The organism is Gordonia malaquae, assembly GCF_037148075.1.
In the GTDB taxonomy this organism is placed as follows: domain Bacteria; phylum Actinomycetota; class Actinomycetes; order Mycobacteriales; family Mycobacteriaceae; genus Gordonia; species Gordonia malaquae.
In genome coordinates this window covers 1,319,873-1,346,868 of record NZ_JBBCUB010000001.1, presented here as the reverse complement: position 1 = coordinate 1,346,868, position 26,996 = coordinate 1,319,873, and the positions used below count along the sequence as shown (strand labels likewise).

Genomic DNA, 26,996 nt, shown 5'->3' with positions numbered 1-26,996 from the left:
TCGTCCGCATGGTCACTCCCCCGAGTAGCGCACGTAGCAGGCACCGGAGCCGTACCCGCTGCACACGGACTCAGCGGCGGACTCGCTCGCGACGGGGATCACGACAACCCAGGTCGACGACGATCCGACGATGTACCCGGGCCTGACCACGGCACCGTGCTGCGCGGCGGCTGCGTCCGCGTTCGATCGATCGTTGAAGGCTCCGAGCTGTGCATACCATCCCCCTGCGCCCGATTCGGTCCGCGTCGGCTCGGTGGCGGGCGGCGGAGTATGGGTCTCGGTGACGGTGACGGGCGGGGTGACCGTGACAGTCTCGGGAGTCGACGGCGCGGAGGTCAGTGCCGACGATGCGGCAGCGGGATCTGCCACCGCGTCGGACGAGTCCTTCCCGATGAGCCAGCCGACTATCCCGAGCACGCCGAGCAGTGCGATGATCGCCGGCAGCACCCAGTCCTGTCGGCCGTCGCGCATCAGTGAGCTGCTTCGTCCCACGTGCGGCCGAAGCCGACCGACACCTCAAGCGGCACGGACAGCTTGATCGCGCCGCCCATCTCCTCGCGAACCAGCTTCTCGACGGCGTCGCGCTCGTCGGCGGCGACATCGAGCACGAGTTCGTCATGAACCTGCAACAGCATCCGCGACCGATGTCCCTCTGCCGCGAGTCGGTTCTGGACCTTGATCATCGCGACCTTGATGATGTCGGCCGCCGTGCCCTGGATCGGTGCGTTCAGCGCCATGCGCTCGGCGGACTGACGTCGCTGGAAGTTGTCCGAGTTCAGGTCGGGCAAGTAACGGCGACGGCCGAACAGGGTCGCCGTGTACTCCTTGCGACGTGCTTCGACCACAACGTCGTGGAGGTAGTCGCGCACTCCGCCGAAGCGGTCGAAGTACTGCTCCATCTGCTGCTTGGCCTCTTCTCGGCCGATGCCGAGCTGCGCGGCCAGACCGAACGCGCTCAGGCCGTACGCGAGACCGTACGACATCGCCTTGACCCGCGACCGCATCTGCGAGTCGACTTGATCGACCGGAACGCCGAACGCCCGCGAGCCGACGAAGTTGTGCAGGTCCTCCCCCGACCGGAACGCTTCGATGAGCCCTTCGTCTTCCGAGAGATGCGCCATGATGCGCATCTCGATCTGCGAATAGTCCGCCGTCATCAAGGAGTCGAACTCCGGCGCCACCACGAAACCACCACGAATCTGCCGTCCGGCGTCGGTGCGGACGGGGATGTTCTGCAGGTTCGGGTCGGTCGACGAAAGACGGCCGGTCGCGGCGACGGTCTGGTTGAACGTCGTGTGGATACGGCCGTCGTCGGCGACCGACTTGAGCAGGCCGTCGACAGTCACCTTCAGGCGAGTGGCGTCGCGGTGCTCGAGCAGGAACTTGAGGAAAGGATGCTCGGTCTTCTCGTACAGCGAGGCCAACGCGTCCGCATCGGTGGTGTAGCCCGTCTTCGTCTTCTTCGTCTTCGGCATGTCGAGTTTGTCGAAGAGGATCGTCTGCAGCTGCTTCGGCGATCCCAGATTGACCTGCTCGCCGATCACCTCGTAGGCGGATTCGGCGGCGTCACGGACACGCTGCGCGAATTCACGCTCCAGGTCGGAGAAGTGCTCGGTGTCGACGCCGATGCCGACCGCCTCGAGTTCGGCGAGAACAAACGCGAGGGGCAATTCCATCTCGGTCAACAGCGACGTCGAGTCGATGCGCTCGAGTTCGGTGTCCAACGCGTCGGCGAGTTCGGCGACCGCCCTCGCGGACAGCATCAGAGTCTCTGCCGCACGCGCGGAATCGGCGTCGTCGTCGAGCAGCGACAACTGACCGCCGTCGTCCACTCCGTCGTCGGCGCGGAGCTCACGACGCAGGTAGCGCAGCGCGAGGTCGTCGAGGTTGAACGTGCGCTGCCCCGGTCGCACCAGGTACGCGGCGAGCGATGTGTCCGAGGTGACTCCCGCGACAGTCCAGCCGCGACCCCGGAAGGCGTGCACCGCCCATTTCGCCTCGTGGACGGCCTTCGCGACCGATGCGTCCGCCAGCCAGTCGGCGAGAGCCGCCTCGTCGTCCACCGACAGGGCGACCGGGTCGATGTACGCCGCGTCGCCATCGGCAGCAGCGATCGCCAGACCGTCGACATCGCCGCCGACGACGACGTGCTTGGCGTCCACGGCAAGTCCAGCACGTCCGGTCCTGGCGTGAGCGTCGAGCCAAGCGGCCACCTCGTCTGCGCCGAGCCGGGTGCCGTTGACCTCGAAACCCTCCTCCGCCTCGGGCTCCACCGACGACAGCGTCGAGAACAGGCGGTCGCGCAGAACCTTGAACTCGAGGTCGTCGAACAATGCGTGGATCTTGTCGCGGTCCCAGGCGTGCAATGCGAGCTCGTCGGGTCCGGCAGGCAGTTCCATGTCGCGGACGAGTTCGGTCAGCCTGCGATTCATGATGACGCCGGCGAGGTTGGCACGCAGCGAGTCGCCGACCTTGCCCTTGACCTCATCGGCCCGATTGACGAGTTCGTCGAATGAACCGTATTCACGAATCCATTTGGCCGCGGTCTTCTCACCGACTCCCGGGATGCCGGGCAGATTGTCGGACGGGTCGCCGCGGAGCGCGGCGTAGTCCGGGTACTGGGCGGGCGTCAGGCCGTACTTCTTCTCCACCTCGTCGGGGGTGAAGCGAGTCATCTCCGACACGCCGCGCTTGGGGTAGAGCACGGTGATGTTCTCGTTCACCAGCTGCAGCGAGTCGCGGTCGCCGGTGACCACCAGAACGCGATAGCCCTGCTGGTCGGCTTGCGTCGCGAGTGTTCCGATGATGTCGTCCGCCTCGAACCCGTCGATGGCCATCACCGGTATCCCCATGGCGCCCAAGACGTCCTTGGTCAGGTCGACCTGGCCGCGGAACTCGTCGGGCGACTTGCTGCGCTGGGCCTTGTATTCGGGGAACATCTCCGACCGGAACGTCTGACGCGAGACGTCGAAGGCGGCCGCGATGTGTGTCGGCTCCTCATCGCGCAGCAGGTTGATCAGCATCGACGTGAAGCCGTACACGGCGTTGGTGCTCTGTCCGGTGTTCGTCTTGAAATTCTCCGGAGGCAACGCGAAAAACGCACGATAGGCGAGAGAATGCCCATCGAGAAGCATGAGGGTCGGGCGATTCTTGCTGGCGTTCGTCTGCGCTGGGCTCACACGAATGAGTCTAGTGGCGACCCCCGACAACGTCGGCCGGGGCCGTCAGTCGCCGAGCGTGTCGACGACGATCTCAGCGACCGCCTTCATCGTCACGCGACGATCCATCGCGTTTCGCTGGATCCACCGGAACGCCTCAGGCTCGGTGATCTCCTGCTTCGTCATCAACAGACCCTTCGCCTGTTCGATGAGCTTGCGTGTCTCGAAGCGCTCCGACATGTCGGCGACTTCGTTCTCGAGCGCCTTCAACTCGCGGTACCGGCTGAGCGCCACCTCTATCGCTGGCACCAGGTCGGCCTGGTTGAACGGTTTGACTAGATACGCCATCGCGCCGGCATCGCGCGCCTTCTCGACGAACTCGCGCTGGCTGAACGCGGTCAGCATCACCACTGCCGCCAGCCGCCTCGCGGCGATCTCGCTCGCCGCGTCGATCCCGTCGCGGACGGGCATCTTGACGTCCATGATCACAAGATCCGGATCGAGTTGTTCCGTGAGGTCCACGGCCACCTGACCGTTCGGAGCTTCGCCGACGACGTCGTATCCCTCTTCGCGGAGCATCTCGACGAGATCGAGACGAATGAGCGAATCGTCCTCCGCCACAACGACGCGGACCGCGCTGGCGGATGTCGCGTCGGACATTTGCGAGCCTTCCGTTCGTCGTCGTGTGGAAGTGCGTGCCCCGGGCCGGACTCGAACCGGCACCCCGTTAGAGACCGCATTTTGAGTGCGGCGCGTCTGCCAATTTCGCCACCGGGGCAGGTGGAAATTCGTGCGATGCACAAGTGTACGGACCCACCCCGGTCGATTTCCACTCGGGTCTGAAGTCTTCTGCGACAAGAGAATCGGATCTCGACTATGACGGCCCCTACCCTTATTGTTACCTGAGAGTCAGGTCACAGATCGGTCGCGAACTCCTCACGGCCGCAGCTCGACCCGGCTCGTCGGGGAGGTAATCGCACGTGAGCGTGTTGCGCCGGACGGTCCGGCAGTTTTCAGTTCTGATGGTCACCGCAGTCACCGTGGTCGCCGGGGCGGGGCTCGTTCCCGCCGTGCCTGGCACCGCCGACGCCGAACTCTACGGCGCACTCGGTGCGAAATGGACACGGACCCATGACGGGCCGTCGAAGTACAAGGGCTACAAGGTGACGCCGGACGTCCCGATCCGGATGTCGGACGGCACCGTGCTTCGCGGAAACCTGATACGGCCGACGGACCGCAACGGTCGCCCGGTCAGCGAGAAGCTGCCGACCGTGGTCAACATGACCCCGTACACCAAGATGGTGTCGGCGCTGGCCTCCGAGTCGATGAACTATCCGGTGTTGGTCCCGCAACTCATCGAGCTCCTCAACTCGATCAACCTGCAGGGCACTTTCCTCTCCGGATACAACGAACTCGTCGGCGCGCTGCGCGGCGGTCTGATCAACACGTTCTCGTACGACCCGAAGCTCATCAAGAGCGGATACAACATGCTCGTCGTCGACGTGCGCGGCACCGGCTTCTCGCAGGGCACCTGGCAGGTGTTCGGAGAACGTGAACGCCGCGACACCGTCGAGGTGATCGACTGGGTGAAGCGACAGCGGTGGGACAACGGCAAGGTCGGCATGGCCGGTGTGTCGTACTCTGCGATCAACCAGCTCCAGGCCGCGTCCGACGCCCCCGGCGAACTCGGCGCGATCTTCCCGATCGTTCCGGGCGCCGATCTGATCCAGGACGTCATCGCTCCCGGAGGCGGAGTCGGCATGGGATTCCTCGCACCGTGGCTGGGCCTCGTCAACGGAACCAAGATGATCCCCAACGTCGCGTCCATGCTGAACGGCACATTCGATTGGAAATGGCTCGGCGATCGCGTCAAGGACCCGCTCACCTACTTCGACGTGATGATCGAAGCCCTCACCACGAGGACGCCGAACGGTCTGCGCGGAACCACCAAGGATCTCGTCACGGCCGGCACCGCACGACGCAGGTCCCTGCACACAGACACCTCGAAGATCACCACCCCGACATTCGCGATCGGCGGCTGGAACGATCTCTTCACCTTCAGCGAATCGCGTCTGCTCAGCGGATTGACCTCGCTGCCCGACGGTCAACGCAAGCTGATCATGGACGACGGCTACCACATCACGTCCGGATCGAACTTCGGCCAGCGCGGCTACCCGCCGCGGGCCGACGTGCTCGCCCGCGCCTGGTACGACAAGTGGCTCAAGGGCATCGACAACGGTATCGATCGCTACTCCCCCGCGACGCTGTCGCAGGAGCCCAGCGGCGCGTTCGTCCAGGGTCCGACCTTCCCGCTGCCCGGTCATCAGCGCCAGCGCCAGTACCTCTCGGGGCGTCCGTCCGGCACTACCGACACTCCGGTGGCGGGTGACGGATCGTTGTCGTCGGCGGTTCCCGCGAACCGCGCCACACGACGCGTCGCGCCCGGATTGTCGACGGTGTGCAGCCGCGACGGAGCGCAGTCGGCAGCAGGCATCACTGCTCTCTTCGACTTCTGCGCACGCGACTCCCGGGTGTCCGAGATTGCCGCTCAGACGTTCACGTCGGAGCCCGCCACGGCGACGACGACGATCAGTGGAACGCCCGTCGTCCACCTGCGGCAACGGCTCAACGCCCGCGACGGGTACTGGCACGCGACAGTCAACGTCGTCTCGCCAGACGGCCGCTCGACGACGGTCTCGATGGGGCAACTGATGGTCTCCCTACGAGGTCTCGACAAGCAGCGGACCGCCTTCGGGCCCAACGGCGACGTGATCGACGCCATCCCTACGCTGTCGCTGGACGACTACCGCCCGGTTCGGCCGGGCCAGGTGCTGACGATCGACATCCCGATGACCGCGACCCAGGCGAAACTGCGTCCGGGTGATCGTCTGCGGGTGGACATCTACGCGTTCAACTTCCCGAAGGCAGTTCCGCTGGGTCCGGGCCTGTGGTCGTCGCAGTTGCGTCCGCAGTACATCGAGATCGATCCGGCGAACCCGAGCTGGGTGAACGTCCCCGTGTCCCGCCCGCTGCGATGACCGCGCTGGAGATCGCAGTACAAGACGCCGCGGGCGCGGCAGTCGCGCTCGCGGGCGGCGCCGATCGGGTGGAGCTGTGTGCCGCTCTCGGCGCCACCGGCGGACTCACCCCGTCGCCTGCGACGATCGCGGCGACCGTGGCGACCGGAGTCGAGGTGCACGCGCTGATCCGCAACCGGCCCGGTGGGTTCGTCTACTCACCGGATGAAGTCAGAGTGCTCGCCGACGACGTTCGACGCGCTGTCGACCTCGGTGCGGCAGGCGTCGTGATCGGGGCGCTGCAACCGGACGGTGCACTCGACGCAGCGGCCACCGCGATCCTGCTCGACGCTGCAGGCGACGCCGACGTGACGTTCCATCGCGCGATCGACACCGTGAGCGATCCCGTACGGACGCTGCACCAGCTCGCCGACATCGGCGTCCTGCGAGTGCTCACGTCCGGAGGTGCACCGAAGGCGGGTGACGGTCTGAACACACTCGCCGCGCTGATCGCCGCCGACACGGGTGTGGAAGTGATGGCGGGCGGCGGCGTCACTCCGACGTCGATTCCGTCATTGCTCGCGGTCGGCGTGGATGCGGTCCACCTGTCGGCGAAGGCCGTCGTCTCCGATCCGGGCGCGACCGGCCCCGGCGGTGGCACTGCCAGTGGACTCGAGGTGACCGACCCTGCGGTCGTCGCGGCGGCCCGAGCCGCGACTTACACGAAAAGGTAGCCGGTTCGGAGGCCTTCCGCGGTCGCCAGACTGCGGAAGGTCTTTCCCATTCGCACGACGTAGACGTCCACGGTCTTCACGTCGTCCACCTCGAACTCGGCGAAGCAGGTGTCGCCGCCCATCACACGCAACGTGTCCAGGCGAGTCGTCGCCAGCGGTCCGCCGTGGACGTCGTCGGCGTCGTACAGTTCGACGGTGTCCCCGAAGGACACCTGCGCCGAACCCACTGCCGCACGCGTACCACAATCGATGGTCACCGCCCCGGCGGCGGTGATCGTCGAACGAGAGTCGACTCCGACCACGAGGGCGAGAACGCCCAGCACGGTCACGGCCAGCGCGACGATCACACTGCCGATCCTGATCGGCCACCGGTACCGCTGCTGCCACGTCTTCGGCGGCAACGGTGGGCCCGGTGGCAGATGGAAACGGACGTCGATCTGCTGTGTCGGGGCGGTCATGAGCGCGGCGGGAAGTACTTGATCAGGGCTTCCTGCACGACGGACGCCGCGAGGGTGCCGTCGCGCATGAAGTAGCGGCCCGAACCGATGCCGCGAGAGCCGGCGGCAACGGGTGACTCGGTCGCGTACAGCAGCCACTCGTCGAACCGGAACTCACGGTGGAACCAGATCGAATGGTTGACTGTGGCCGCGAACAGCCTGTCGATTCCCCACGACAACCCATGTGTCGTGATGATCGAGTCGAGGACCGTCGTGTCCGACGAGTACGCGAGTGCGCCCATGTGCAGCAGCGGGTCGTCGGGCATCGGACCGTCGGTCTTCATCCAGGCCCGGTTGTGATTGAGCTGTTCTCCGGTGCCTTTCATCTTCCACGTGGGAGCGTTGGCGAACCGGACGTCGATGGGGTGGAGAGCCTTCACGAATGCTTCGACGGTCTCCTCGTAGCCCTCGAAGTGCTCACTGATCGGCGGCAGGTCCTCCGGGTAGGGAACCTGAGGGATCTCGACCGCGTGCTCGAGACCGGCCTTGTTGTCCTGGAAGGCGACGAGCATCGTGAAGACGACCTCGCCGTCTTGCATCGCGGTGACCTGCCTGTTCGCGAAGGCTTTGCCGTCGCGGAACCTGCTGATGTGGTATTCGAGGGGCTTTGTGACGTCGCCGCCCCGAATGAAGTGGGCGTGGAGTGCGTGGACCGGTGGGGCGCCGCGAGTCAACGATCGTCCTGCGGCCACGAGGCCCTGTCCGAGCAGCTGACCGCCGAACGTGCGGGCCATCACCTGATCCGGGTGCTGTCCGATGTAGAGGTCGTCGTCGACGCGTTCCACGTCGAGCAGTTCGAGGAGGGTGACGAGGTCGTCGGACTGGACTGCTGCCGTGGCGTCGGTCATGCCACCCACCATAAACGACGCGCACCGTCGGATTCCCGACGGTGCGCGCGTGTGTCAGCGGGCCCAGGCAGCGGTCAGTGGTCCTGCTCGCCGATGCGGTGGACATGGACGAAGTTCGTCGAACCGATCACCGACGCCGGTGCTCCGGCGACGATGACGACGACGTCGCCGTGCTTGAGGTGACCGTTCGTGACGAGAACGTCGTCGACCTGGTTGATCATCTCGTCTGTGTGGGACAGGCGGACCACGAGGTTCGGGTCGACGCCCCAGCTCACTGACAGGTGATTGCGGGTCGACTCGGTCGCGGTGAACGCGAACAGCGGGACGCGCGGATGCAGTCGTGCCACTCGACGCGCGGTGTCGCCCGACTCGGTGAACGTGACGATCGCGTCGACGTTGAGGCGTTCGGCGATGTCACGGGCAGCGTAGGTGACCACACCGCGGCGAGTGCGGGGCACATGCTTGAGCGGCGGGACGTCGCGGCTGCCGCCTTCGGCTGCCGAGACGATGCGCGCCATGGTCCGCACCGTGTCGTGCGGGTACTTGCCCACCGAGGTCTCGCCGGAGAGCATCACGGCGTCGGCGCCGTCGAGCACCGCGTTCGCGACGTCGGACGCCTCAGCGCGCGTCGGGCGCGAGTTCTCGATCATCGAGTCGAGCATCTGTGTTGCGACGATGACCGGCTTCGCGTTCTCACGGGCCATCTGGATGGCACGCTTCTGGACCAGCGGAACCTGTTCGAGGGGCATCTCGACGCCGAGGTCGCCGCGGGCGACCATGATGGCGTCGAAGGCGAGGACGACGGCTTCGAGGTTGTCGATCGCCTCGGGCTTCTCCAGCTTCGCGATCACCGGGACGCGGCGTCCCACCCGATCCATCACCTCGTGCACGAGTTCCACATCGGCCGGGCTGCGCACGAACGAGAGGGCGACCATGTCGACACCGAGTTCGAGTGAGAACTCGAGGTCGGCGATGTCCTTCTCCGACATCGCCGGAACCGAGATGTTCATGCCCGGCATCGACAAGCCCTTGTTGTTGCTGACCGTTCCGCCCTCGGTGACGGTGCAGACCACATCGTTCCCGTCGACGGTGTCGACGGTGAGTCCGACCTTGCCGTCGTCGATGAGGAGGCGGTCGCCCGGGCGGGCGTCGATCGCGAGGTTCTTGTACGTCGTCGACACGCGATCGTGATTTCCGATGACGTCGTCGACGGTGATGCGGACCTGCTCACCGTTGTTCCAGTCCACTGCGCCGTTCGGACGGCCGTTGTCCTCGAACTTGCCGAGGCGGATCTTCGGGCCCTGCAGGTCGGCCAGAATGCCGACCGTCTTGCCCGTGTTGACGCTCGCCGCGCGTACCGCCTTGTACACGCTCTCGTGGTCGCTGTGGGCGCCATGGCTGAAGTTGAGCCGAGCGACGTTCATGCCGCACTCGACAAGAGTGGTGATGCTCTCTTCAGTGTTGGTAGCAGGGCCCAGGGTACAAACGATCTTAGTTCGACGAGTCACCGCTCAAGGCTATCGGTCGAGCACCTCGACTCCCAACCTACTTGCGAGTATCGGCGAGACGTTCACCGCCTATTCGCTTTGCACCTGTTCAGGCGCCGTCGTTGTTCTCGTCTTTCGGTGCGGCGGGCCGGATCTCGATCGCGCCGGCTGACCATCCCGGGTTCTCTTCGACGACGGTGATCGCGTCGAGCCCGGAGTTCGACGACGACACGGTGAACGACTCGCCCGCTTCATGCGCGACGATGGTCGGCGTCCCCGATCGGGCCTCCTCGACCGTCGGCACATCGAGGTCGTCGACGTCGTCCTCGACGTCGACGATCGTCGGTTCCGCGTCCGCATCCTCGTCCTGTCCGCCAGTTGTGACCACGTGCGTGACAGAACTGGCGGACGGAGCGTCTTCCGTCTCGGCGGCCTCATCCTCAGCAGGTTCCTCGACCACAGCGTCAGCCGACTCCACGACAGAGGTCTCGGCAACCTCGTCCTCAACCACAGCGTCGGCCAAGTCCTCGACGGAACTCTCGTCAGTCGCGTCCCCAGCAGGCTCCTCAACCACAGCGTCAGCCGACTCCACGACAGAGGTCTCGGCAACCTCGTCCTCAACCACAGCGTCGGCCGCGGTCTCGACGGAACTCTCGTCGACCTCATCCACAGCAGGTTCCTCGACCACAGCGTCAGCCGACTCCTCGACCGAAGTCTCGTCAGGCTGGTCCGCAACAACAGCGTCGGCCGAGTCCTCGACGGAACTCTCGTCGGCCTCATCCTCAGCAGATTCCTCGACCACAGCGTCAGCCGACTCCTCGACCGAAGTCTCGGCAACCTCGTCCCCAACCACAGCGTCAGCCGCGGTCTCGACGGAACTCTCGTCGACCTCATCCACAGCAGGTTCCTCGACCACAGCGTCAGCCGACTCCTCGACCGAGGTCTCGTCAGGCTGGTCCGCAACAACAGCGTCAGCCAAGTCCTCGACGGAACTCTCGTCAGTCGCGTCCCCAGCAGGCTCCTCAACCACAGCGTCAGCCGACTCCACGACCGACGTCTCGGCTACCTCGTCCTCGACCACAGCGTCGGCCGAGTCCTCGACCGAGGTCTCGGTGTCTGTGCCGTCGATCGTGTCCACTATGTGGTCACGATCCACGGCATAGTCGACTTCCTCGTCGGAAGCGTCCAGGTGCTTGTCCAGATCGACACCGTCGACGTAATCCTCGTCGTCGTACTTCTCATCGTCGTACTCGTCGTCGAGAGTCGGCGGGATGTAGCCGACCTCGCCCTCGGAGGCGAGGAGTTCGGCGCGTTCCGGACGGAACATCGACAAGCCCTCTTCGCGGCCCTTCGGTGCGATGACCACGTAGAGCGCTGCGCCGAGGAACACGAGCGCGGCGACCAGGACGTTGACCCGGAGTCCGAGGATGTGAGTCGCCTCGTCGGTGCGCATCAGTTCGATCCAGAAGCGGCCGACGCAGTAGCCCGCGACGTACAGCGCGAACAGCCTGCCGTGACCGATCCGGAAACGGCGGTCGACGAACACGAGTGCGGCGACGATCAGCAGGTTCCACACGAGCTCGTACAGGAATGTCGGATGCACGACGCCGACGACATGTCCGTTCGAGACTCCGTCGATCACGGAGACGCCGGTCGCGCCGGTGTCGGGGTTGACGCGCTGGTACAGCTCAAGGCCCCACGGAACCGTCGTCGAATCGCCGTACAACTCCTGGTTGAAGTAGTTGCCGATGCGGCCGATCGCCTGGGCGGCGAGGATCGCGGGCGCGAGCGCGTCGCCGAACGGCGGCAGTTTGATGCCCTTCCATCGGCAGCCGACCCATGCGCCGACACCACCGAGCGCAACCGCGCCCCAGATGCCGAGTCCGCCGTCCCAGACCTGGAAGACGGCTGCGAGGCCCTTGCCGTCGTCACCGAAGTATCGCCACCAGTCCGTGATGACGTGATACAGGCGACCGCCGACGAGGCCGAACGGAACCGAGATGAGCGCCACGTCGAGGACGTCGCCCGGTTGGCCGCCGCGCGCCTGCCAGCGTCGGTCGCCCCACCAGACCGCGACGATGATGCCGACGATGATGAACAACGCGTACGCACGAAGCGGCAGCGGACCCAGATGCCACACGCCCTGCGGCGGGCTCGGGATATAGGCGAGGACGACGTCTCCTGCAGTCACAGGTGCCACCCTAGTGCACGCCTGTCAGGCGCGAGCCCGGCGCACTCCCTGTGCCAACTCGTCGACCAGCGATGCGACGGCCTTCTGGCTGTCCGCTGCGGCGCTCACGATCGCGGATCCGACGATCACACCGTCGGCGTATGCACCGATCTCAGCGGCCTGATCACCACTGCGGACTCCGAGACCGACGCCGATCGGGATGTCCGAGACCTCCCGGACACGGCGGCACAATTCCGGCGCAGCGCTCGACACGGTCGATCGTGCGCCGGTGACACCCATGGTCGACGCGGCGTACACGAAGCCACGGCACTCGTCGACGGTCATCGCCAGCCGCTCCGGCGTGGACGACGGCGCGACGAGGTAGATGCGGTCCAGCCCGTGAGCATCGGAGGCGGTATGCCATTGCGCGCCTTCCTCCGGGATCAGGTTCGGAGTGATGATTCCGAGCCCTCCCGCAGAGGCGAGGTCCCGCGCGAACGAGTCCACGCCGTACTTGAGGATCAGATTCCAGTAGCTCATCACGACCGGTTTCGCGCCGGCCGCAGCCACGACCTCGGCAGCGGCGAACACGTCCCGGACTCGCGTGCCCTGTGCGAGCGCCGAGATGGCCGCTTTCGCCACGGTCGGACCGTCCATCACCGGATCGGAGTACGGAATCCCGAGTTCGACGATGTCGCAGCCCGCGGACACCATGGTGCGCAACGTCTCAAGCGAGCCGACGGGGTCGGGGTAGCCGACCGGCAGGTAGCCGATCAGAGCCGCGCGGTTCTCGTCGCGGCAGGCGGCGAACGTGTCGCCGAGGCGGGATGCGGGTGCGGTGACGCTCACTTGTCTTCCCCTGTGGTGGATGCGGCCAATTGGGCGGCGTACTCAGTCTCTGACGGCGGTTTGCCGAACAGACCGAACCACTCTGCGGCGGTGTCGACGTCCTTGTCGCCACGACCCGACAGGTTGACGACGATGATCGCGCCCTCCCCCAGTTCCTGGCCGAGCTTCAGTGCACCGGCCACAGCGTGTGCCGATTCGATCGCCGGGATGATGCCTTCGCGACGCGACAGCAATGCCAGTGCGTCCATGGCCTCGGTGTCGGTGACGGGCCGGTACTCGGCACGACCGATCTCGAGGAGGTGAGCGTGCTCGGGACCGACACCCGGGTAGTCCAGCCCGGCAGAGATGGAATGCGATTCGATCGTCTGCCCGTCTTCGTCCTGCAGAAGATAGGAGTACGCACCCTGGAAGGCTCCGGGGGTTCCGCCGGTGAAGGTGGCCGCGTGACGACCGGTCTCGACGCCGTCGCCCGCCGCCTCGAATCCGACGAGCCGAACGCCTGCGTCGTCGATGAATGGGTGGAAGATGCCGATCGCATTCGATCCGCCGCCGACACACGCGGTGACGGCGTCCGGCAGACGACCGGTCTTCTCGAGGATCTGGTACCGCGCCTCCATGCCGATGATCCGCTGGAAGTCGCGGACGAGCATCGGGAACGGGTGCGGTCCGGCTGCGGTGCCGAAGCAGTAGTACGTGTCGTCTGCGTTTGTCACCCAGTCGCGCAGCGCTTCGTTGATGGCGTCCTTCAGCGTCGCCGAACCGGATTCGACAGCGACGACGGTCGCGCCGAGCAGTTGCATGCGCGCGACGTTCAGTGCCTGGCGCTCGGTGTCGACGCGGCCCATGTAGATCAGGCATTCGAGGTCGAGCAGGGCGCACGCGGTGGCGGTCGCCACGCCGTGCTGGCCGGCACCGGTCTCGGCGATCACCCGGGTCTTGCCCATGTGCTTGGCGAGCAGTGCCTGGCCGAGGACGTTGTTGATCTTGTGCGAACCGGTGTGGTTCAAGTCTTCGCGCTTGAGGAACAACCGGGCGCCGCCTGCAGCCTCCGAGAGCCGGGTGGCCTCGTACAACGGCGACGGGCGACCGGAGTAGTCGCGCTGAAGACGGTCGAGTTCGTCGAGGAACGCGGTGTCGGTGCGCAGCTTCTCGTATGTGGCGGTGACCTCGTCGATCACTGCCATCAGCGCCTCGGGCACGTGGCGTCCGCCGAACTCGCCCCAATGGCCGTGCTCGTCGGGTCCGATCTGCGCGATGTCGGCGACGCCGTCGCTGGCCTTGGGAAAGTCGGTCTGATCGGTCACGTGATCCATCATCCTCATCGGGCTCGGGTGACGGCAAACGAATATCTGTTCGCGTCGCACGCTGCCGCCCGCGCCGACGCTGTTGTCACATGGGAACAGTCAGCGCGACGGCTTCGGGCACGACGGATGGGCGCCGGCGGCGACGAGGTCGGCGACGGCAGCACGCGGATCACCCGACGTCACGAGGCCCTCGCCGACGAGCACCGCATCGGCGCCTGCGCCCGCGTACGCCAGCAGATCGGCGGTTCCGCGGACGCCCGACTCGGCGATCCGGACGATGTCCGACGGCAGGCCCGGCGCGATCCGAGAGAACACGTCGCGGTCCACCGTGAGGGTCTTCAGATCGCGGGCGTTGACGCCGACGACGCTCGCACCCGCTTCGAGTGCGCGGTTCGCCTCTTCTTCGGTGTGCACCTCGACCAGAGCTGTCATGCCCAGGGACTCGGTGCGGTCGAGCAGAGAGGCGAGCACCTTCTGCTCTAGAGCTGCGACGATCAGCAGAATGACGTCGGCGCCGTGGGCGCGGGCCTCATGAATCTGATACGGCCCGACGATGAAATCCTTGCGCAGCACCGGGATGTCGACGACGGCGCGGACGGCGTCCAGGTCGGCGAGCGATCCGTTGAACCGACGCTCCTCGGTGAGGACGCTGATGACTCGCGCCCCGCCGTCCTCGTACTGCTTGGCGAGGCTCGCCGGATCGGTGATGTTCGACAGCTGCCCCTTCGACGGGCTCGCACGCTTCACCTCGGCGATCACTCCGATGTCGGGCATGCGGAGGGCGGCAGCGGCGTCACGCGGCTCGGGAGCCTTCGCGGCGAGCGCCTTGACCGCGGCCAGGTCGAGCACGGCTTCGCGCGCCGCGACGTCGGCCTTGACACCGTCGATGATCGAATCGAGCACTGACTGGCTGCTCATGCGGACGCCCCTTTCTCGCGCTGTTCATCAAGAGTAAGCATCGACGTGACGCCGGTCGGGGTCGGGGTCCCGACCGTTGTCGGACCGATGCCCTAGTGTGCCGGGTATGCCGTGGACACAGGAGCAGGTGATCGCCGCTGCGCCCGACGCCGCGTCGGTCGCGGCGGGACGCAAGCTCGCCTCGCCCGGCCCGTGGTCGGGCACCGGCGCGACCGATGCACTCCTGTGGGGTTCATGCCAGGGCAGCGGGAAGAAGCCGTACCAGGTGAGCATCGACCTGACCGGTCCGGCGTTTCGATGCTCGTGTCCGAGCCGGAAGTTCCCGTGCAAACATGCGATCGCCCTGTTGCTGCTGTGGTCGGCGGGCGCGATCGCCGACGGCGAGGTGTCAGACTTCGCGTCGAGTTGGGCGGACGAGCGCGCATCGAAGGCGAAGACTCGTTCGAAGCCGGCGGCACCCGTCGATCCGCAGGCGCAAGCCGCTCGTCGGGCCGAACGGGTCGCGAAGATGGACGCGGGCGTCGGCGAGTTCAGCCGGTGGCTGTCCGACCTCGTCCGCGCAGGCCTCGCGGAGGCTCTACGCCGTCCCCTGCCGTGGTGGGAGACGACGGCGTCCCGCCTGGTCGACGCACAAGCGCCGGGTCTGGCCGAACGTGTCCGCGACACCGGAGCCGACGTCGTCGCCGGACTGGGCGCCGACGAATTGCTGGAGCGGATCGGGGTGTGGTGGATGCTCGTTCAGGCATGGAGCCGTCGCGACTCGTTGACGACATCCGAATCGGCTGATCTGCACGCTGCCCTCGGCTGGCCGACACCTACCGCAGAAGTCCGCGGCGGCGCCGTCGAATCACGCGTGTGGACGGTTGTCGGAGCTCATCGCGACCAGAAGGGCCGACTCGCTCAGCAACGCACCTGGCTCCGCGACGACGACGGCCGGTACCGACTCCTCCTGGAAACCGCCGGACCCGGCCAGTCCCTCGGCGTTCCCGCGCTGGCGGGCGCACGACTCCGCGCCGACCTCGCGATCTACCCCGGCGCCGAACCCTGCCGAGGCCTGTTCGTCGACACGCCGGAAGCCCTCGAACCACAGACGCGCTTGGGCGCCGGCCAAAGCGTCGACGCGGCGTTGGCGGACGCAGCGGCCGCGTTCGCCACGACACCGTGGCGGGACCGGCATCCGGTGATGCTGGCCGACGTCCGCTTCGGGGCCAGGCATGTCGTCGACCCGTCCGGTCAGTCGTTGGAGTTGGTCGAGGACACTCCGTCCACGGAGCTCGCAGCGATCAGCGGAGGCCGCGCCGATCATGTGTTCGGCGAACTCGACGGCGGCAGATTCCGTGTCCTCACCGTCAGCGTCGACGGTCGGGTGGTTCCGCTGTGACCGGAATCGCCGACTGGCATCGCGCGCTGTCGACGGCGGCCGTCCTCGGGACGGATCGGCGGCCGCCCCCACTGAACCCGCCGGGCTTCGTCGCGCGCCGCGACACCGAGTCGCCGCGGCTGCTGCTCGATCAGGCGGCGCTCGCCGCCGCACTGGTGAAGGCCGGACGCGTCGCAGGCGCCGAGGAGCCCGTCGACCCCGCGCCCCGCGAACGACTGCCGTATGCACCGGAGTCCGCGGTCCAACGACTCCGCACGCTCCTCGACGTCCCGCCGGTTCCTCGGGAACTCCGGATGCATCTGCTGGCCCGATGGTTGCGCACCGCGGCTTCGCGGTCGGTCATCGTGCCGCCCGAGTTCATCCCCGCGCTGTCCGCGCACTCCGCCGGCAACCCAGACCTGCGCGCCGCACTCTCCGGCGCCTGGGGCGAACGCGGACGCTGGCTGGCACCGCGGCTCGGACCCGCTGCGGTCACTGTCGCCACCCTCTCTTCGGATGTCGTGAACGTGCCCGAACAGTGGCCCGCCCTCGCCGCACGCGAGAAGGAGCACCTCCTGCGCGCATCGGCGGACACCGTCATCGGCGTCGACGACTCGTTCCTCGACAGGTGCCTGGACGAGCGCGCGGCGCGCGTCCGAGACGCCGCTCGGGACGCACTCGCAGCACGTCCGACGTCTGCGTTCGCACACCGGATGGCCGGCCGACTGTCGCGGCTGGTGGACGTCGAGGGGCCCCGCCGACGGCTCCTCGGATCGACCGACCTCGTGGTCCGGGTGCGTCCGCCGACCGACCTCGACGAGGCGGCGACCCGAGACGGGCTGCCCGGCGTCGCGACCGACGGCGACCGCGCAGCATCGTTGCGGGCCATTCTCCGGAGTGCACCCCTGCACACGTGGACCGTCGTCACCGAGTCGACGCCCGACCAGATAGTCCGTGCCCTCGCCGACGACGACGTTGTGCTCGCTGCGATCTCGACCGCAGCCGTCACCCAGCGCGACAGCCTGTGGGCCGCCGCCCTCGCACCTCTCGCCGCGGCGCCCGGGCTGGTCGAGGTCCTCGACACGGCAGACCGGGAATCGTATGTGGTGTCCCGCCTTCCGAGCGCCCGACCGTCCGAGTTCACCGGCCTGGTCGACATGGCTGAACAGCCATGGTCGGCGTCCGTCGCCTCCGCCGTTCTCGACCGCCTCGCGTCGGCACGTGACGACGCGACGTGGGCGGCACTCCCCACGCTGCCGCTCGGGCACGCCGCGCACTTTCCGCCTTCGCACCTCGGTCGTGTCCGCGCACTGCTCGACGCGCCCGAATCCTCCGGCGACAAACCTGTCACACGTGCGGCATTCGAACGCCGCCGTCGACTCCTGCACGCAACCGTCACCTTTCACGCTTTCGACCAGTCCATTCAGGAGGGCTTCGCATGACCTCAGGGTCCGACCACCAGGCATCCGGCGAGTCCGCGGTCCTGCGCGCGCACGCCGAGCAGGCGTACGCCGACGAACTCGCCGCCCTGGCCGCAGTCGACGACCGTCCGCGGCCGCCACAGTGGCAACTGTCGCCGTGGGCGGTGGCGACATATCTCCTCGGCGGAACGCTCCCCGACGGGACGACGGTCAGCGCGAAGTACGTCGGGTCGCGACGTCTGATCGAGATCGCCGTGGCGTCCCTCGCCACCGATCGGGCATTGCTGCTGCTCGGTGTGCCGGGCACCGCGAAATCGTGGGTCAGCGAACACCTCGCAGCTGCGATCAGCGGCGATTCGACGCTGGTCGTCCAAGGCACCGCGGGAACCACCGAAGAGACCCTGCGGTACGGGTGGAACTACGCGAGCCTGCTCGCGCACGGACCGTCCGACGGCGCGCTCGTTCCGGGTCCGGTGATGCGTGCGATGCGCGAAGGCACCCTCGCCCGGATCGAGGAGCTGACCCGTATCCCCGCCGACGTGCAGGACACGTTGATCACGATCCTGTCGGAGAAGTCGCTGCCGATCCCCGAACTCGACGACGAGGTTCAGGCCCGCCGCGGATTCAACGTGATCGCCACCGCGAACAACCGCGACAAGGGCGTCAACGACCTGTCGTCCGCGCTGCGCAGGCGGTTCACCACCGTCGTCCTGCCACTCCCCGACTCCCTCGACGACGAGGTGTCGATCGTCCAGGGCCGGGTGGCCAGCCTCGGCGCGTCCCTCGACCTGCCCGCCGACCTCGAGTCCCTCAGCGAGATCCGCCGGGTGGTGACGGTGATGCGAGAACTCAGGTCGGGGGTGACCCACGACGGTCGGACGACCGTCAAATCGCCGAGCTCCACTCTGTCGACGGCCGAGGCGATCTCGGTGATGACCAGCGGGCTGTCTCTGGCCGCGCATTTCGGCGACGGCCGGGTCGGGGCGGACGACGTCGCAGCCGGACTGCTCGGCGCCGTCGTCAAAGACCCTGTGCAGGACGCCGTCGTGTGGGACGAGTACCTGGAGACCGTCGTCCGCAGCCGCCCCGAGTGGAACGACCTGTACCGCGCATGCCGCGACCTGGACCCGGCTCGGGCGTGACGGTCCGAGCGCTCGGAATCCGCCATCACGGCCCCGGATCGGCGCTGTCGGTGACGGCCGCACTCGAGCAGTTCGATCCCACGTTCGTGCTGGTGGAGGGTCCACCCGAGCTGACGCCCATCCTGCCGCTGCTGGCCGACGAGGCGATGGTCCCGCCGGTCGCCGGGCTCGTCTACGCGGTCGACGAGCCGCGTCGCGCCGGGTTCTATCCGCTCGCCGAGTTCTCCCCCGAATGGGTCGCGACGCGGTGGGCCCTCGTCCGTGGTGTCGACGTCGTGTGGGCCGACCTGCCCGCCGCGCAGTCCCTGGCGATCCGGGCTGCCGTCGACGACTCGGCGGAACCCGCCGACGACAGCGGCCGGGCACACGTATCCGATCCCATCGGCGAACTCGCCAGGACCGCAGGGTACGACGATGCCGAACGGTGGTGGGAGGACGCGGTCGAGCACCGTTCCGGTGACCCATCAGCCCAATTCGAGGCGGTCCTCGACGCGATCGCCGAACTCCGCCGCGACGAGCCCGAGGCGGCTCCGCTGCTGCGTGAGGACAAGACGGTCGACATCGCCGCGGCCTCCGATCCGACGGGCCCGTCGATCACCGCGGCACGCGAAGCCGCGATGCGTGCCGCGGTACGTGCGGCCGTCAAGGCAGGCCATGATCGAATCGCGTTCGTATGCGGCGCATGGCACGCGCCCGCCGTCGACCCGACGGCCGGGCGGTCCGCGGCAGCCGACAACCGACTGCTGCGAGGCCTGCCGAAGGTCAAAGTCGCGGCCGCGTGGGCACCGTGGACGGCGGCACGGCTGTCGCAGAGTTCCGGCTACGGCGCCGGTGTCAGCTCGCCCGGCTGGTACCGGCACCTGTACGCCTCCCGGCTGGCGGGTGACGATCCCGATGCGGCAGCCGCGTCGTGGCTGGTCAGGGTGGCACGCGAGCTGCGTTCCCAGGGTATGTCCGCCTCCCCGGCATCGGTCGTCGATGCGACACGAGTGGCCCGGACCCTCGCGACCATTCGCGGCCGCCCGCATCCGGGCCTGACCGAGCTCGACGACGCCGCCCTCGCGGTGCTCGCCGACGGGGACCGGCTGCCGCTGTCTCTGGTCCACCGCGATCTTGTCGTCGGCTCGGACATCGGCGGTGTCCCCGACTCGGCACCCCTGGTTCCGCTGGCCGCCGACATCGGCCGTCAGCAGAAACGGTGCCGACTCAAGCCCTCCGCACACGCACAGACCGTCACGCTCGATCTCCGCACCGACGGCGGCCGAGCGCGGTCGGTGCTCCTGCATCGACTCCTGCTGCTCGGTGTCGAGTGGGGCGAACCAGCCGACAGCGGACGCACCACCGGCACGTTCAAGGAGACGTGGACGCTCGTCTGGGATCCGGGCCTCGCGGTCGCAGTGGTCGAGGCCGCCGTGTACGGCACCACTGTCGTCGACGCCGCGTCGGCGAGGGTGGCGTCGGCCGCTGAAACGGCAACCGCCCTCGCCGACCTGTCCGCACTCGTCGATCGGTGCATGACCGCCGACCTTCCGACACACGACGTGGTGCGAGTGCTGGCCGACCGAGCCGCCGCACACACCGACGCCCCCGAACTGCTCGGTGCGATCGAACCACTGGCGCGCATCTGCCGGTACGGGACCGTCCGCCGAGTCGACACGACTCGAGTGCGCGCCGTCCTCGATCAGGTGACGGTACGTGCCGGCATCGGTCTGCCGCCGGCGGCCGTCGCCCTCGACGACGATGCGGCGGCCGCGTTGCGGACGGCGGTCGACTCCGCGCACCGCGGCCTGATGATGCTCGACGATGAACTCCTCACGGCTCGGTGGTTCACGTCCCTGCGGGAGGTGACCGACCGGGACCGTGTGCCCGGACTCCTCGCCGGGCGTGCGGTTCGCATCCTGCTCGACGCCGGACACCTCGACCGCGACGATGTGGAACTGCGGATGAGCCGGGAACTGTCGCGTGCGTCCGATCCTGTCGGCGCAGCAGCTTGGCTGGACGGCTTCCTGTCCGGCGATGCGATGATCCTCGTGCACGACGCAGCGCTGCTCGGCGTCGTCGACCGGTGGGTGTCCGACGCACCTGTGGAGACTTTCGACGACCTTCTGCCGCTTCTGCGCCGCACGTTCTCCGCGTTCACGACCGCAGAGCGGCGGTCGATCGGCCAGACGATCGTGCGCGGCGGGTCGAACGATTCGACCGCGGTCGTCGACGAGACCCGAGCCGCACCCGCGATCTCCACGGTCGCCCGACTCATCGGATGGGAACACGCATGACCGACCCGATCACCCGGTGGCGACTGATCTTGGGCGGCGGCGACGCCGACGGAACGGGCGTCTCGTCGACCGAACTGTCCGTCGACGACGCCGCGCGCGACCGCGTGCTCGGCGAGGTCTACGACGCCCCTCGCCGCGGCGCGGGGCTCGGTGGATCCGCGCCGCGGGTCACCCGGTGGCTCGGCGACATCCGGCAGTACTTTCCGACGACGGTCGTCCGCGTGATGCAGGGCGACGCGATGGACCGACTCGGCCTGCGGCAGTTGCTCCTCGAACCCGAGATGATGGCGGCGGTGACGCCGGACATCCACCTGGCGACCACGCTGCTCGAGCTGAAGTCGGCGATGGACGACGCCACCCGTGAGACGGCCCGCCAGGTGGTTCGGGCGGTCACCGACGAACTGGAGAAGCGGCTTCGCGATGCGACCGTGCAGGCGGTGAGCGGTGCGATCGACAGGTCTGCCCGCACCCGCAGACCACGCCCAGCCGACATCGACTGGAACCGCACGATCGCGGCGAACTTGAAGCACTATCAGCCCGAGTATCGGACGGTGGTGCCCGAGCGGCTCGTCGGCTACGCCCGACGGCGATCACACGTGGAGCGCGACATCATCTTGTGCATCGACCAGTCGGGGTCCATGGCCGAATCTGTGGTGTTCTCCAGCGTCTTCGGCGCGGTCCTCCCGTCACTGCGATCGGTGCGCACCCGGCTCGTCGTGTTCGACACGTCGATCGTCGACCTCACCGACGACCTCGACGATCCGGTCGACGTGCTGTTCGGCGTCCAACTCGGCGGCGGCACCGACATCAACGGCGCCCTCGCCTACTGTCAATCGCAGATCACGAGGCCTGCCGACACCGTGCTCGTCCTGATCAGCGACCTCTACGAAGGCGGCATCGCCGAGGAGATGCTCGAACGCGCTCACGCAGTCGTCGAGTCGGGTGCGACGATGGTCGCGCTGCTCGCACTGTCCGACTCCGGTGCACCGTCGTACGATTCCGGCCACGCCGCGGCTCTCGCCTCGATCGGCGTCCCCGCGTTCGCGTGCACACCCGACCTGTTTCCGGACATGATGGCCGCCGCGATCGAACGGCGGGACATCACCGAGTGGGCTTCTGCGAACGACATCGTGACCGCCCACGAACGCTGAGACACGCGCAGTCGCCGTATGGGAGTCAGGCGCCGTCCCGCGCTCGTGTCAGGAGACGTTCGACGAGCTCGATTCCCCGGAGCGCGGCGGGACGATGCGGCCACGTCGGGTAGCGCGTGGTGTCCGAGTACAGGCAACGCAGCACCCTGACGCCTGCACGACCGCGGATCTGCATCAACGGCGACACGACTCCCTCGATCTTGAGTTGGCCGACGGCCGCCGCGACGCACGCCTGACCGACCGCGGTGAGCCTCGCCTCGGCCGAACCGTCGGCGACCAGAGCGAGAAGCCGTTCGTCCGGAAAGTCGAGGACTCCGTCGGGTAGATCGAACGCCCACCCCGCCAGGAGGTCGTCGAGGAATCCTTCGGCGGGGTCCACGCCGGGTCGCGCTGCTCGTACCACGCCTCCATGTCGCGGAGCACGTCGTTTCCATCGTCCGAGCCGAACGGCGCGAACTCGTCGGTGGCACTGTAGAACGACTCCGGCGCGAGCGCCACGAAACGTGGGTGGCTGGTCTCGGGTCGCGGCGATTCCGCGGCGTCGTCGATGTAGATCGTCATGTCGTCTCCTGTCCAGACAAATCGAAGACCTGGTTGTACAGCGGCTTGAGACCGTCTGGAGCCTTGGCGACGATCGACACCGCACCGCGCTCGGAGTCGGCATCCCGGCCCCACAGCGCAAACAGGGCGGCACGCCACGCGAAATCCGTTCCACGCAGCGCGAGGAGCGCACCGAGGGAGTCGGGATTCGCCATCATCGCCGGATACGTGGAACGGTGACGGAGATGTTGGATGTTTCCGGCGCAGGCGACCAGGTAGGCCAGTGATTCAGGGGTCGCACCGTGGGAGTCGATGTACGCCTCGACGAACTTCGCCTGCAACGACTGGTGTTCGCCGTCGACCAGTTCCAGATAGTCGCGTACCAGCGGCGCGAACCGTCGATCCGCCATCCCGAGCGCGAACACCGCGAATGTCCCCGGCATAGCGCACTGCTCGTCGTGGAGATTCTCGTACCAGGCGTCCTCGCGCATCGCCGAGCGCGCGTACCGCTCGATCAATTCGTGCAGTTCCAGGTGTCTCGCCGCTGCGGCGAACAGTTGGTGGACGCCCTTCTTCGGCAGTCCCTTGATCGGGAGGTACACCTTTGTCGGCCCTCGGAACTCGATCGCATAACTTCGCGGAAAGTCTGTCGAGTCCACAAGCCGCACGAGGTGGTCGAGGACGACTTCGTACACCTGTGCGGAGTCGTTCCTGATCACAATGCGGATCACCGCCAGCGCATCGTTGGCCGTGATCGTGACGTCGTCGGTCTGCAGGCGTGCCAGATCAGCAGGAAGGTCACCACTGCCGTGCTTCTTCAGCCGGCCGGGCAGGTCGGAGCCGAGCGCGCTCACCCAGCCGAAGATCCGGTTCGCCGACACCGACGCGTAGCTCGGTCCGTGCTTGAGTTCACCGATCGCGATTCGGCACGCGAAATCATAGAACGAGTCAGGAACACCGCTGGTGTCCGCGTCGGGGCGCAACACCCACTCCTGGTCCCAGTCCCGTCCCCTGTTGACGAAGTACGGTGCGCCGAGCCGACGTTCCACCCACATCTGGAGCTGGTAGTCCATCTCGTTCCACCCGATGAGGGGTCGCAGCCGCTCGACGAACGCCCACGCGGAGTCTGCATCGAACGTCTCAGCCGGCCCCGCACCGACACCGACCCGGTATTCGAGCAGTCCACTTCCGAGGATCTTCTGACCGTCGGTCACGACGCCGACAGGGTACGCGGCGTCGACGACCGCGGTACCGGCCTCGACCTGTTCGACGGCGCGGTCGAACAGAGCGCGCACAGCCGGGTCTCGCTGGGCGTCACCGACGATCAGGTAACCGCGGCTGGTGGCCACCGTCAGTCGCCCGTCGGATCCACACCGCTGTCGAGCGAGTCCCACATGAGTCGCTCATTGCCGTCTGCTGCGCCCGGAGTGTCGACGTTCCCCTCAGCGGCGAGACGACGCTCGCGTTCGGCGAACACCTTCTTCTCCAGTTCCTCCTGCCGGGCGGCCGGTGAGGTGTACTTCGACGACATGCCCCGGGCCGACGCGCCGCGCATCATCAGCACGGCCGCGATCACAGCGCACAAGGCGCCTGCGAGCAGCAGGTAACCGGGCGACGTGCTCACGGTGACGGCCTCGATCTTGTACCGCCCGGGGATGTCGATCCGGGTCGACGCGTACAGGTCGTCCGCGCCGTCCCTGATCAGAGTGAACGCCGGAACGGCCGACAGGACACCGGCGACCGCGATGATGACGGCGACCACCCGCAGCGCCCAGCCGCGGACCGCGAACTGGGCGATGACACCCGCGCCGAACAGCGCGGCGACACCGGTCAACCACGGGCTCCAGTCCGACCCGAGCACCTCGAACACCCGTGGCAGCGACAGCCCGTCGGCACCGAGCACCTCTGCCCACTTCATCCGCGACGATCCCCACAATGCGCCTGCCGCCGCGATCAGCAGCAGACTCGCGATGCCCTGGAGGCGCCGGTTCGGCTTCGGGTGGTCGGTCGTGTCGTCGCTCATGAGTTGTCTCCGACTCGAGTCACGGTTCCGGCGGCCGCAACTGCGTTGAGAACAGCCGTCGCCTTGTTGCGCGCCTCGTTGAACTCGTACTCGGCGTCACTGTCGGCGACCACACCGCCGCCCGCCTGCACGAATGCCGTGCCGCCGGACATGAGCGCGGTGCGGATCGCGATCGCGGTGTCGGCGTCGCCTGCGAAGTCGAGATATCCGACGATGCCGCCGTAAAGACCACGCCGAGTGAGCTCGTGCTCCTCGATGATCTCCATCGCCCGTACTTTCGGCGCCCCGGTCAGAGTGCCTGCGGGGAAACACGCGGTGACGGCGTCGAGCGCGTGCTTGCCGTCGCGCAGGCGTCCCGACACCGTCGACACCAGGTGCATCACATGGCTGTAACGCTCCACCCGACGGTAATCCGTCACGCGGACCGTGCCCGGCTCGCACACGCGGCCGAGGTCATTGCGTCCGAGGTCGACGAGCATGAGGTGCTCGGAGTTCTCCTTCTCGTCTTCGAGAAGGCCCTTGGCGAGGAGTTGGTCCTCGGCTTCGGTGGCGCCACGCCAGCGGGTGCCCGCGATCGGGTGCGTGGTGGCGACTCCCTCGGTGACCGTCACGAGCGCTTCGGGTGACGAGCCGACGATGGTGAACGGGTCGCGGCCCACCCCGGGGACCCGAACAAAATACATGTACGGGCTCGGATTCGACGCGCGGAGCACGCGGTAGACGTCGAGCGGGTCGGCTCCAGTGTCCATCGAGAACCGCTGCGAGGGAACCACCTGGAACGCCTCGCCTGCTTCGATCTCCTCGACCACGTCCTCGACGATCACCCGATACTCGTCGAGTGTGCGCTGCGAGGTGTAGTCCGGCGTCGGGCGCTCGAACGTCGACACTGTCGACGGGGCCGGCGCCGCGAGTGCCGCGGTCATGTCGTCGAGACGTCGGACCGCGTCGGCGTACGCCTCGTCGGCCCGTTCGTCGCTGCCGTCCCAGTTGATCGCGTTGGCGATCAACGTGATGGTGCCTTCGTGGTGATCGAATGCCGCGAGCTCGGATGTCAGCAGCCAGAACATGTCGGGAAGTTCGAGGTCGTCGACAGTCGTCGACGGCAGTCGCTCCAGACGCCGCACGAAGTCGTATGCCATGAATCCGACGAACCCACCGGTCAGCGGCGGCATGTCGGCGAGCGCCTCGGTCTGCAGCAGGCGCAGGGATTCCGCCAGCGCCTCCAGCGGGTCGCCGCCGATCGGGGCTCCCGCGGGCACCGAACCCCACCAGTGCGCTGCACCGTCGGCGACGGTAAGCGCAGTCGAACCGGAACCGATGAACGACCACCGCGACCACGACTGACCATTGGGCGCGGACTCGAGCAGGAACGTGCCGTCGCGGTCACCCGCCAGCTTGCGGTACGCCGACAGCGGTGTCTCGGAGTCGGCGAGCAGCTTACGCGTGACCGGGACCACGCGATGATCGGCGGCCAGGTCGAGGAACTCGTCGAGCGACGTGGTGTGCAGGCTCATCCGAGAGGTTCCCCGCCGACGCCCCACTGACTGCGCGGGATCTCGGTGATCGTCACCCACACCGAGTCGGGGTTCTTGCCCGTCGCCTTCGCGTATGCGTCGGTGACGGCGGCGATCGTCTCACGCTTCACCGCGTCGGAGAGTCCTGCGGTCTGCGAGATCTGGATCAGCGGCATGTTCAGTGCCCTCCTGTGTCGGGATCGGTGGAGTCGATGACGGAGTCGGCGAACTCCAGCGGCTCGGTGTCGAAACAGCTGTGATTGCCGGTGTGGCAGGCCGCGCCCACCTGGTCGACGGTGAGGAGCAGGGTGTCCCCGTCGCAGTCGATCCGGATGTCGTGCACGTATTGCGTGTGACCACTCGTCTCGCCCTTGACCCAGTACTCCTGGCGGGACCGCGAGTAGTACGTGCCCTTGCGGGTGGCGAGGGTCCGTTCGAGCGCCTCGTCGTCCATCCACGCCATCATCAGGACGATGCCGGTGTCCCGTTCCTGGGCGATGGCGGCGAAGAGACCGTCCGGACCGCGTTTGAGTTTGGCCGCGAGTTCTGCGGGCAATGCCATGGGAACAACTCCTGGTGGAAGTGAA

23 protein-coding genes and 1 tRNA gene are annotated in these 26,996 nt (G+C 67.4%); 7 read left to right on the top strand and 17 right to left on the bottom strand.

The features are described from left to right. Positions 1-12: 12 nt before the first annotated feature. From WFK36_RS06750 to WFK36_RS06735, 4 genes are all read right to left on the bottom strand, one after another. Positions 13-471, bottom strand: coding sequence for an SPOR domain-containing protein (locus tag WFK36_RS06750; RefSeq protein WP_336790795.1), 459 nt, complete (start codon positions 469-471; stop codon positions 13-15). Next, positions 471-3,134: a DNA polymerase I gene (polA, locus tag WFK36_RS06745; protein ID WP_336790990.1), complete on the bottom strand. Its 2,664-nt coding sequence runs from the start codon at positions 3,132-3,134 to the stop codon at positions 471-473. Before polA ends, WFK36_RS06750 begins: the two co-directional genes overlap by 1 nt. Before the next feature lie 90 nt (positions 3,135-3,224). Further along, a complete protein-coding gene (locus WFK36_RS06740) occupies positions 3,225-3,818 on the bottom strand; it encodes an ANTAR domain-containing response regulator (protein WP_008380053.1) in 594 nt (197 codons plus the stop codon). Positions 3,819-3,854: 36 nt separating this feature from the next. Further along, positions 3,855-3,936 (bottom strand) — tRNA-Leu (locus WFK36_RS06735). Positions 3,937-4,180: 244 nt separating this feature from the next. On the opposite strand from WFK36_RS06735, the gene WFK36_RS06730 reads away from it, so the two are divergent. Together WFK36_RS06730 and WFK36_RS06725 are read left to right on the top strand one after the other, a co-directional pair. Continuing rightward, positions 4,181-6,196 (top strand): CocE/NonD family hydrolase, encoded by a 2,016-nt coding sequence (locus WFK36_RS06730; RefSeq protein WP_336790989.1) that lies wholly within the window; start codon positions 4,181-4,183, stop codon positions 6,194-6,196. Continuing rightward, positions 6,193-6,909: a copper homeostasis protein CutC gene (locus WFK36_RS06725; RefSeq protein WP_336790792.1), complete on the top strand. Its 717-nt coding sequence runs from the start codon at positions 6,193-6,195 to the stop codon at positions 6,907-6,909. Before WFK36_RS06730 ends, WFK36_RS06725 begins: the two co-directional genes overlap by 4 nt. Here WFK36_RS06725 and WFK36_RS06720 read toward each other — a convergent pair. The 7 genes from WFK36_RS06720 to trpC form a co-directional block, all read right to left on the bottom strand. Beyond that, complete coding sequence (locus WFK36_RS06720) at positions 6,894-7,367, bottom strand: hypothetical protein (RefSeq protein ID WP_336790790.1); 474 nt, start codon at positions 7,365-7,367, stop codon at positions 6,894-6,896. The two genes, WFK36_RS06725 and WFK36_RS06720, sit on opposite strands and share 16 nt — an antisense overlap. After that, the gene (locus WFK36_RS06715; RefSeq protein WP_419717463.1) at positions 7,364-8,266 is read right to left on the bottom strand and encodes an acyl-CoA thioesterase; all 903 of its coding nucleotides are present in this window, start codon (positions 8,264-8,266) and stop codon (positions 7,364-7,366) included. The genes WFK36_RS06720 and WFK36_RS06715 overlap by 4 nt, the downstream gene beginning before the upstream one ends. A gap of 62 nt (positions 8,267-8,328) precedes the next feature. After that, positions 8,329-9,762, bottom strand: coding sequence for a pyruvate kinase (gene pyk, locus WFK36_RS06710; RefSeq protein ID WP_336790786.1), 1,434 nt, complete (start codon positions 9,760-9,762; stop codon positions 8,329-8,331). An 88-nt stretch (positions 9,763-9,850) separates the two neighbouring features. Beyond that, the gene (gene lgt / locus WFK36_RS06705) at positions 9,851-11,941 is read right to left on the bottom strand and encodes a prolipoprotein diacylglyceryl transferase (protein ID WP_419717462.1); all 2,091 of its coding nucleotides are present in this window, start codon (positions 11,939-11,941) and stop codon (positions 9,851-9,853) included. A 15-nt stretch (positions 11,942-11,956) separates the two neighbouring features. Continuing rightward, positions 11,957-12,760, bottom strand: a complete 804-nt coding sequence (gene trpA / locus WFK36_RS06700) for a tryptophan synthase subunit alpha (RefSeq protein ID WP_336790784.1) — start codon at positions 12,758-12,760, stop codon at positions 11,957-11,959. After that, the gene (gene trpB, locus WFK36_RS06695) at positions 12,757-14,073 is read right to left on the bottom strand and encodes a tryptophan synthase subunit beta (RefSeq protein WP_336790988.1); all 1,317 of its coding nucleotides are present in this window, start codon (positions 14,071-14,073) and stop codon (positions 12,757-12,759) included. The genes trpA and trpB overlap by 4 nt, the downstream gene beginning before the upstream one ends. 90 nt (positions 14,074-14,163) lie before the next feature. Further along, entirely contained in the window at positions 14,164-14,982 is an 819-nt protein-coding gene (trpC, locus tag WFK36_RS06690; RefSeq protein ID WP_008376645.1) for an indole-3-glycerol phosphate synthase TrpC, read from the bottom strand. Between the two features lie 106 nt (positions 14,983-15,088). On the opposite strand from trpC, the gene WFK36_RS06685 reads away from it, so the two are divergent. From WFK36_RS06685 to WFK36_RS06665, 5 genes are read left to right on the top strand one after another with little or no spacing between them, the layout of a single operon-like run. Next, entirely contained in the window at positions 15,089-16,363 is a 1,275-nt protein-coding gene (locus WFK36_RS06685) for an SWIM zinc finger family protein (protein WP_336790783.1), read from the top strand. After that, positions 16,360-17,784: a DUF5691 domain-containing protein gene (locus tag WFK36_RS06680; RefSeq protein WP_336790781.1), complete on the top strand. Its 1,425-nt coding sequence runs from the start codon at positions 16,360-16,362 to the stop codon at positions 17,782-17,784. The genes WFK36_RS06685 and WFK36_RS06680 overlap by 4 nt, the downstream gene beginning before the upstream one ends. Beyond that, a complete protein-coding gene (locus WFK36_RS06675) occupies positions 17,781-18,905 on the top strand; it encodes an ATP-binding protein (RefSeq protein WP_336790779.1) in 1,125 nt (374 codons plus the stop codon). Before WFK36_RS06680 ends, WFK36_RS06675 begins: the two co-directional genes overlap by 4 nt. After that, positions 18,875-21,181 (top strand): DUF5682 family protein, encoded by a 2,307-nt coding sequence (locus tag WFK36_RS06670; protein ID WP_336790778.1) that lies wholly within the window; start codon positions 18,875-18,877, stop codon positions 21,179-21,181. The genes WFK36_RS06675 and WFK36_RS06670 overlap by 31 nt, the downstream gene beginning before the upstream one ends. Beyond that, positions 21,178-22,332, top strand: a complete 1,155-nt coding sequence (locus WFK36_RS06665) for a VWA domain-containing protein (RefSeq protein WP_336790776.1) — start codon at positions 21,178-21,180, stop codon at positions 22,330-22,332. Before WFK36_RS06670 ends, WFK36_RS06665 begins: the two co-directional genes overlap by 4 nt. 25 nt (positions 22,333-22,357) lie before the next feature. Here WFK36_RS06665 and WFK36_RS06660 read toward each other — a convergent pair whose 3' ends face one another. From WFK36_RS06660 to hisI, 6 genes are all read right to left on the bottom strand, one after another. Beyond that, entirely contained in the window at positions 22,358-22,735 is a 378-nt protein-coding gene (locus WFK36_RS06660; protein WP_336790774.1) for a hypothetical protein, read from the bottom strand. 154 nt (positions 22,736-22,889) lie between these two features. Continuing rightward, the gene (locus WFK36_RS06655) at positions 22,890-24,221 is read right to left on the bottom strand and encodes a DUF6138 family protein (RefSeq protein WP_336790772.1); all 1,332 of its coding nucleotides are present in this window, start codon (positions 24,219-24,221) and stop codon (positions 22,890-22,892) included. A 2-nt stretch (positions 24,222-24,223) separates the two neighbouring features. Next, on the bottom strand, positions 24,224-24,895 hold the full coding sequence (locus WFK36_RS06650) for a TIGR02234 family membrane protein (protein WP_336790770.1): 672 nt from the start codon (positions 24,893-24,895) through the stop codon (positions 24,224-24,226). Beyond that, entirely contained in the window at positions 24,892-26,409 is a 1,518-nt protein-coding gene (locus WFK36_RS06645) for an anthranilate synthase component I (RefSeq protein ID WP_336790768.1), read from the bottom strand. Before WFK36_RS06645 ends, WFK36_RS06650 begins: the two co-directional genes overlap by 4 nt. Further along, the gene (locus tag WFK36_RS06640) at positions 26,406-26,585 is read right to left on the bottom strand and encodes a tautomerase family protein (RefSeq protein WP_008376662.1); all 180 of its coding nucleotides are present in this window, start codon (positions 26,583-26,585) and stop codon (positions 26,406-26,408) included. The genes WFK36_RS06645 and WFK36_RS06640 overlap by 4 nt, the downstream gene beginning before the upstream one ends. Before the next feature lie 2 nt (positions 26,586-26,587). After that, the gene (hisI, locus tag WFK36_RS06635; protein ID WP_336790767.1) at positions 26,588-26,971 is read right to left on the bottom strand and encodes a phosphoribosyl-AMP cyclohydrolase; all 384 of its coding nucleotides are present in this window, start codon (positions 26,969-26,971) and stop codon (positions 26,588-26,590) included. Positions 26,972-26,996 lie beyond the last annotated feature (25 nt).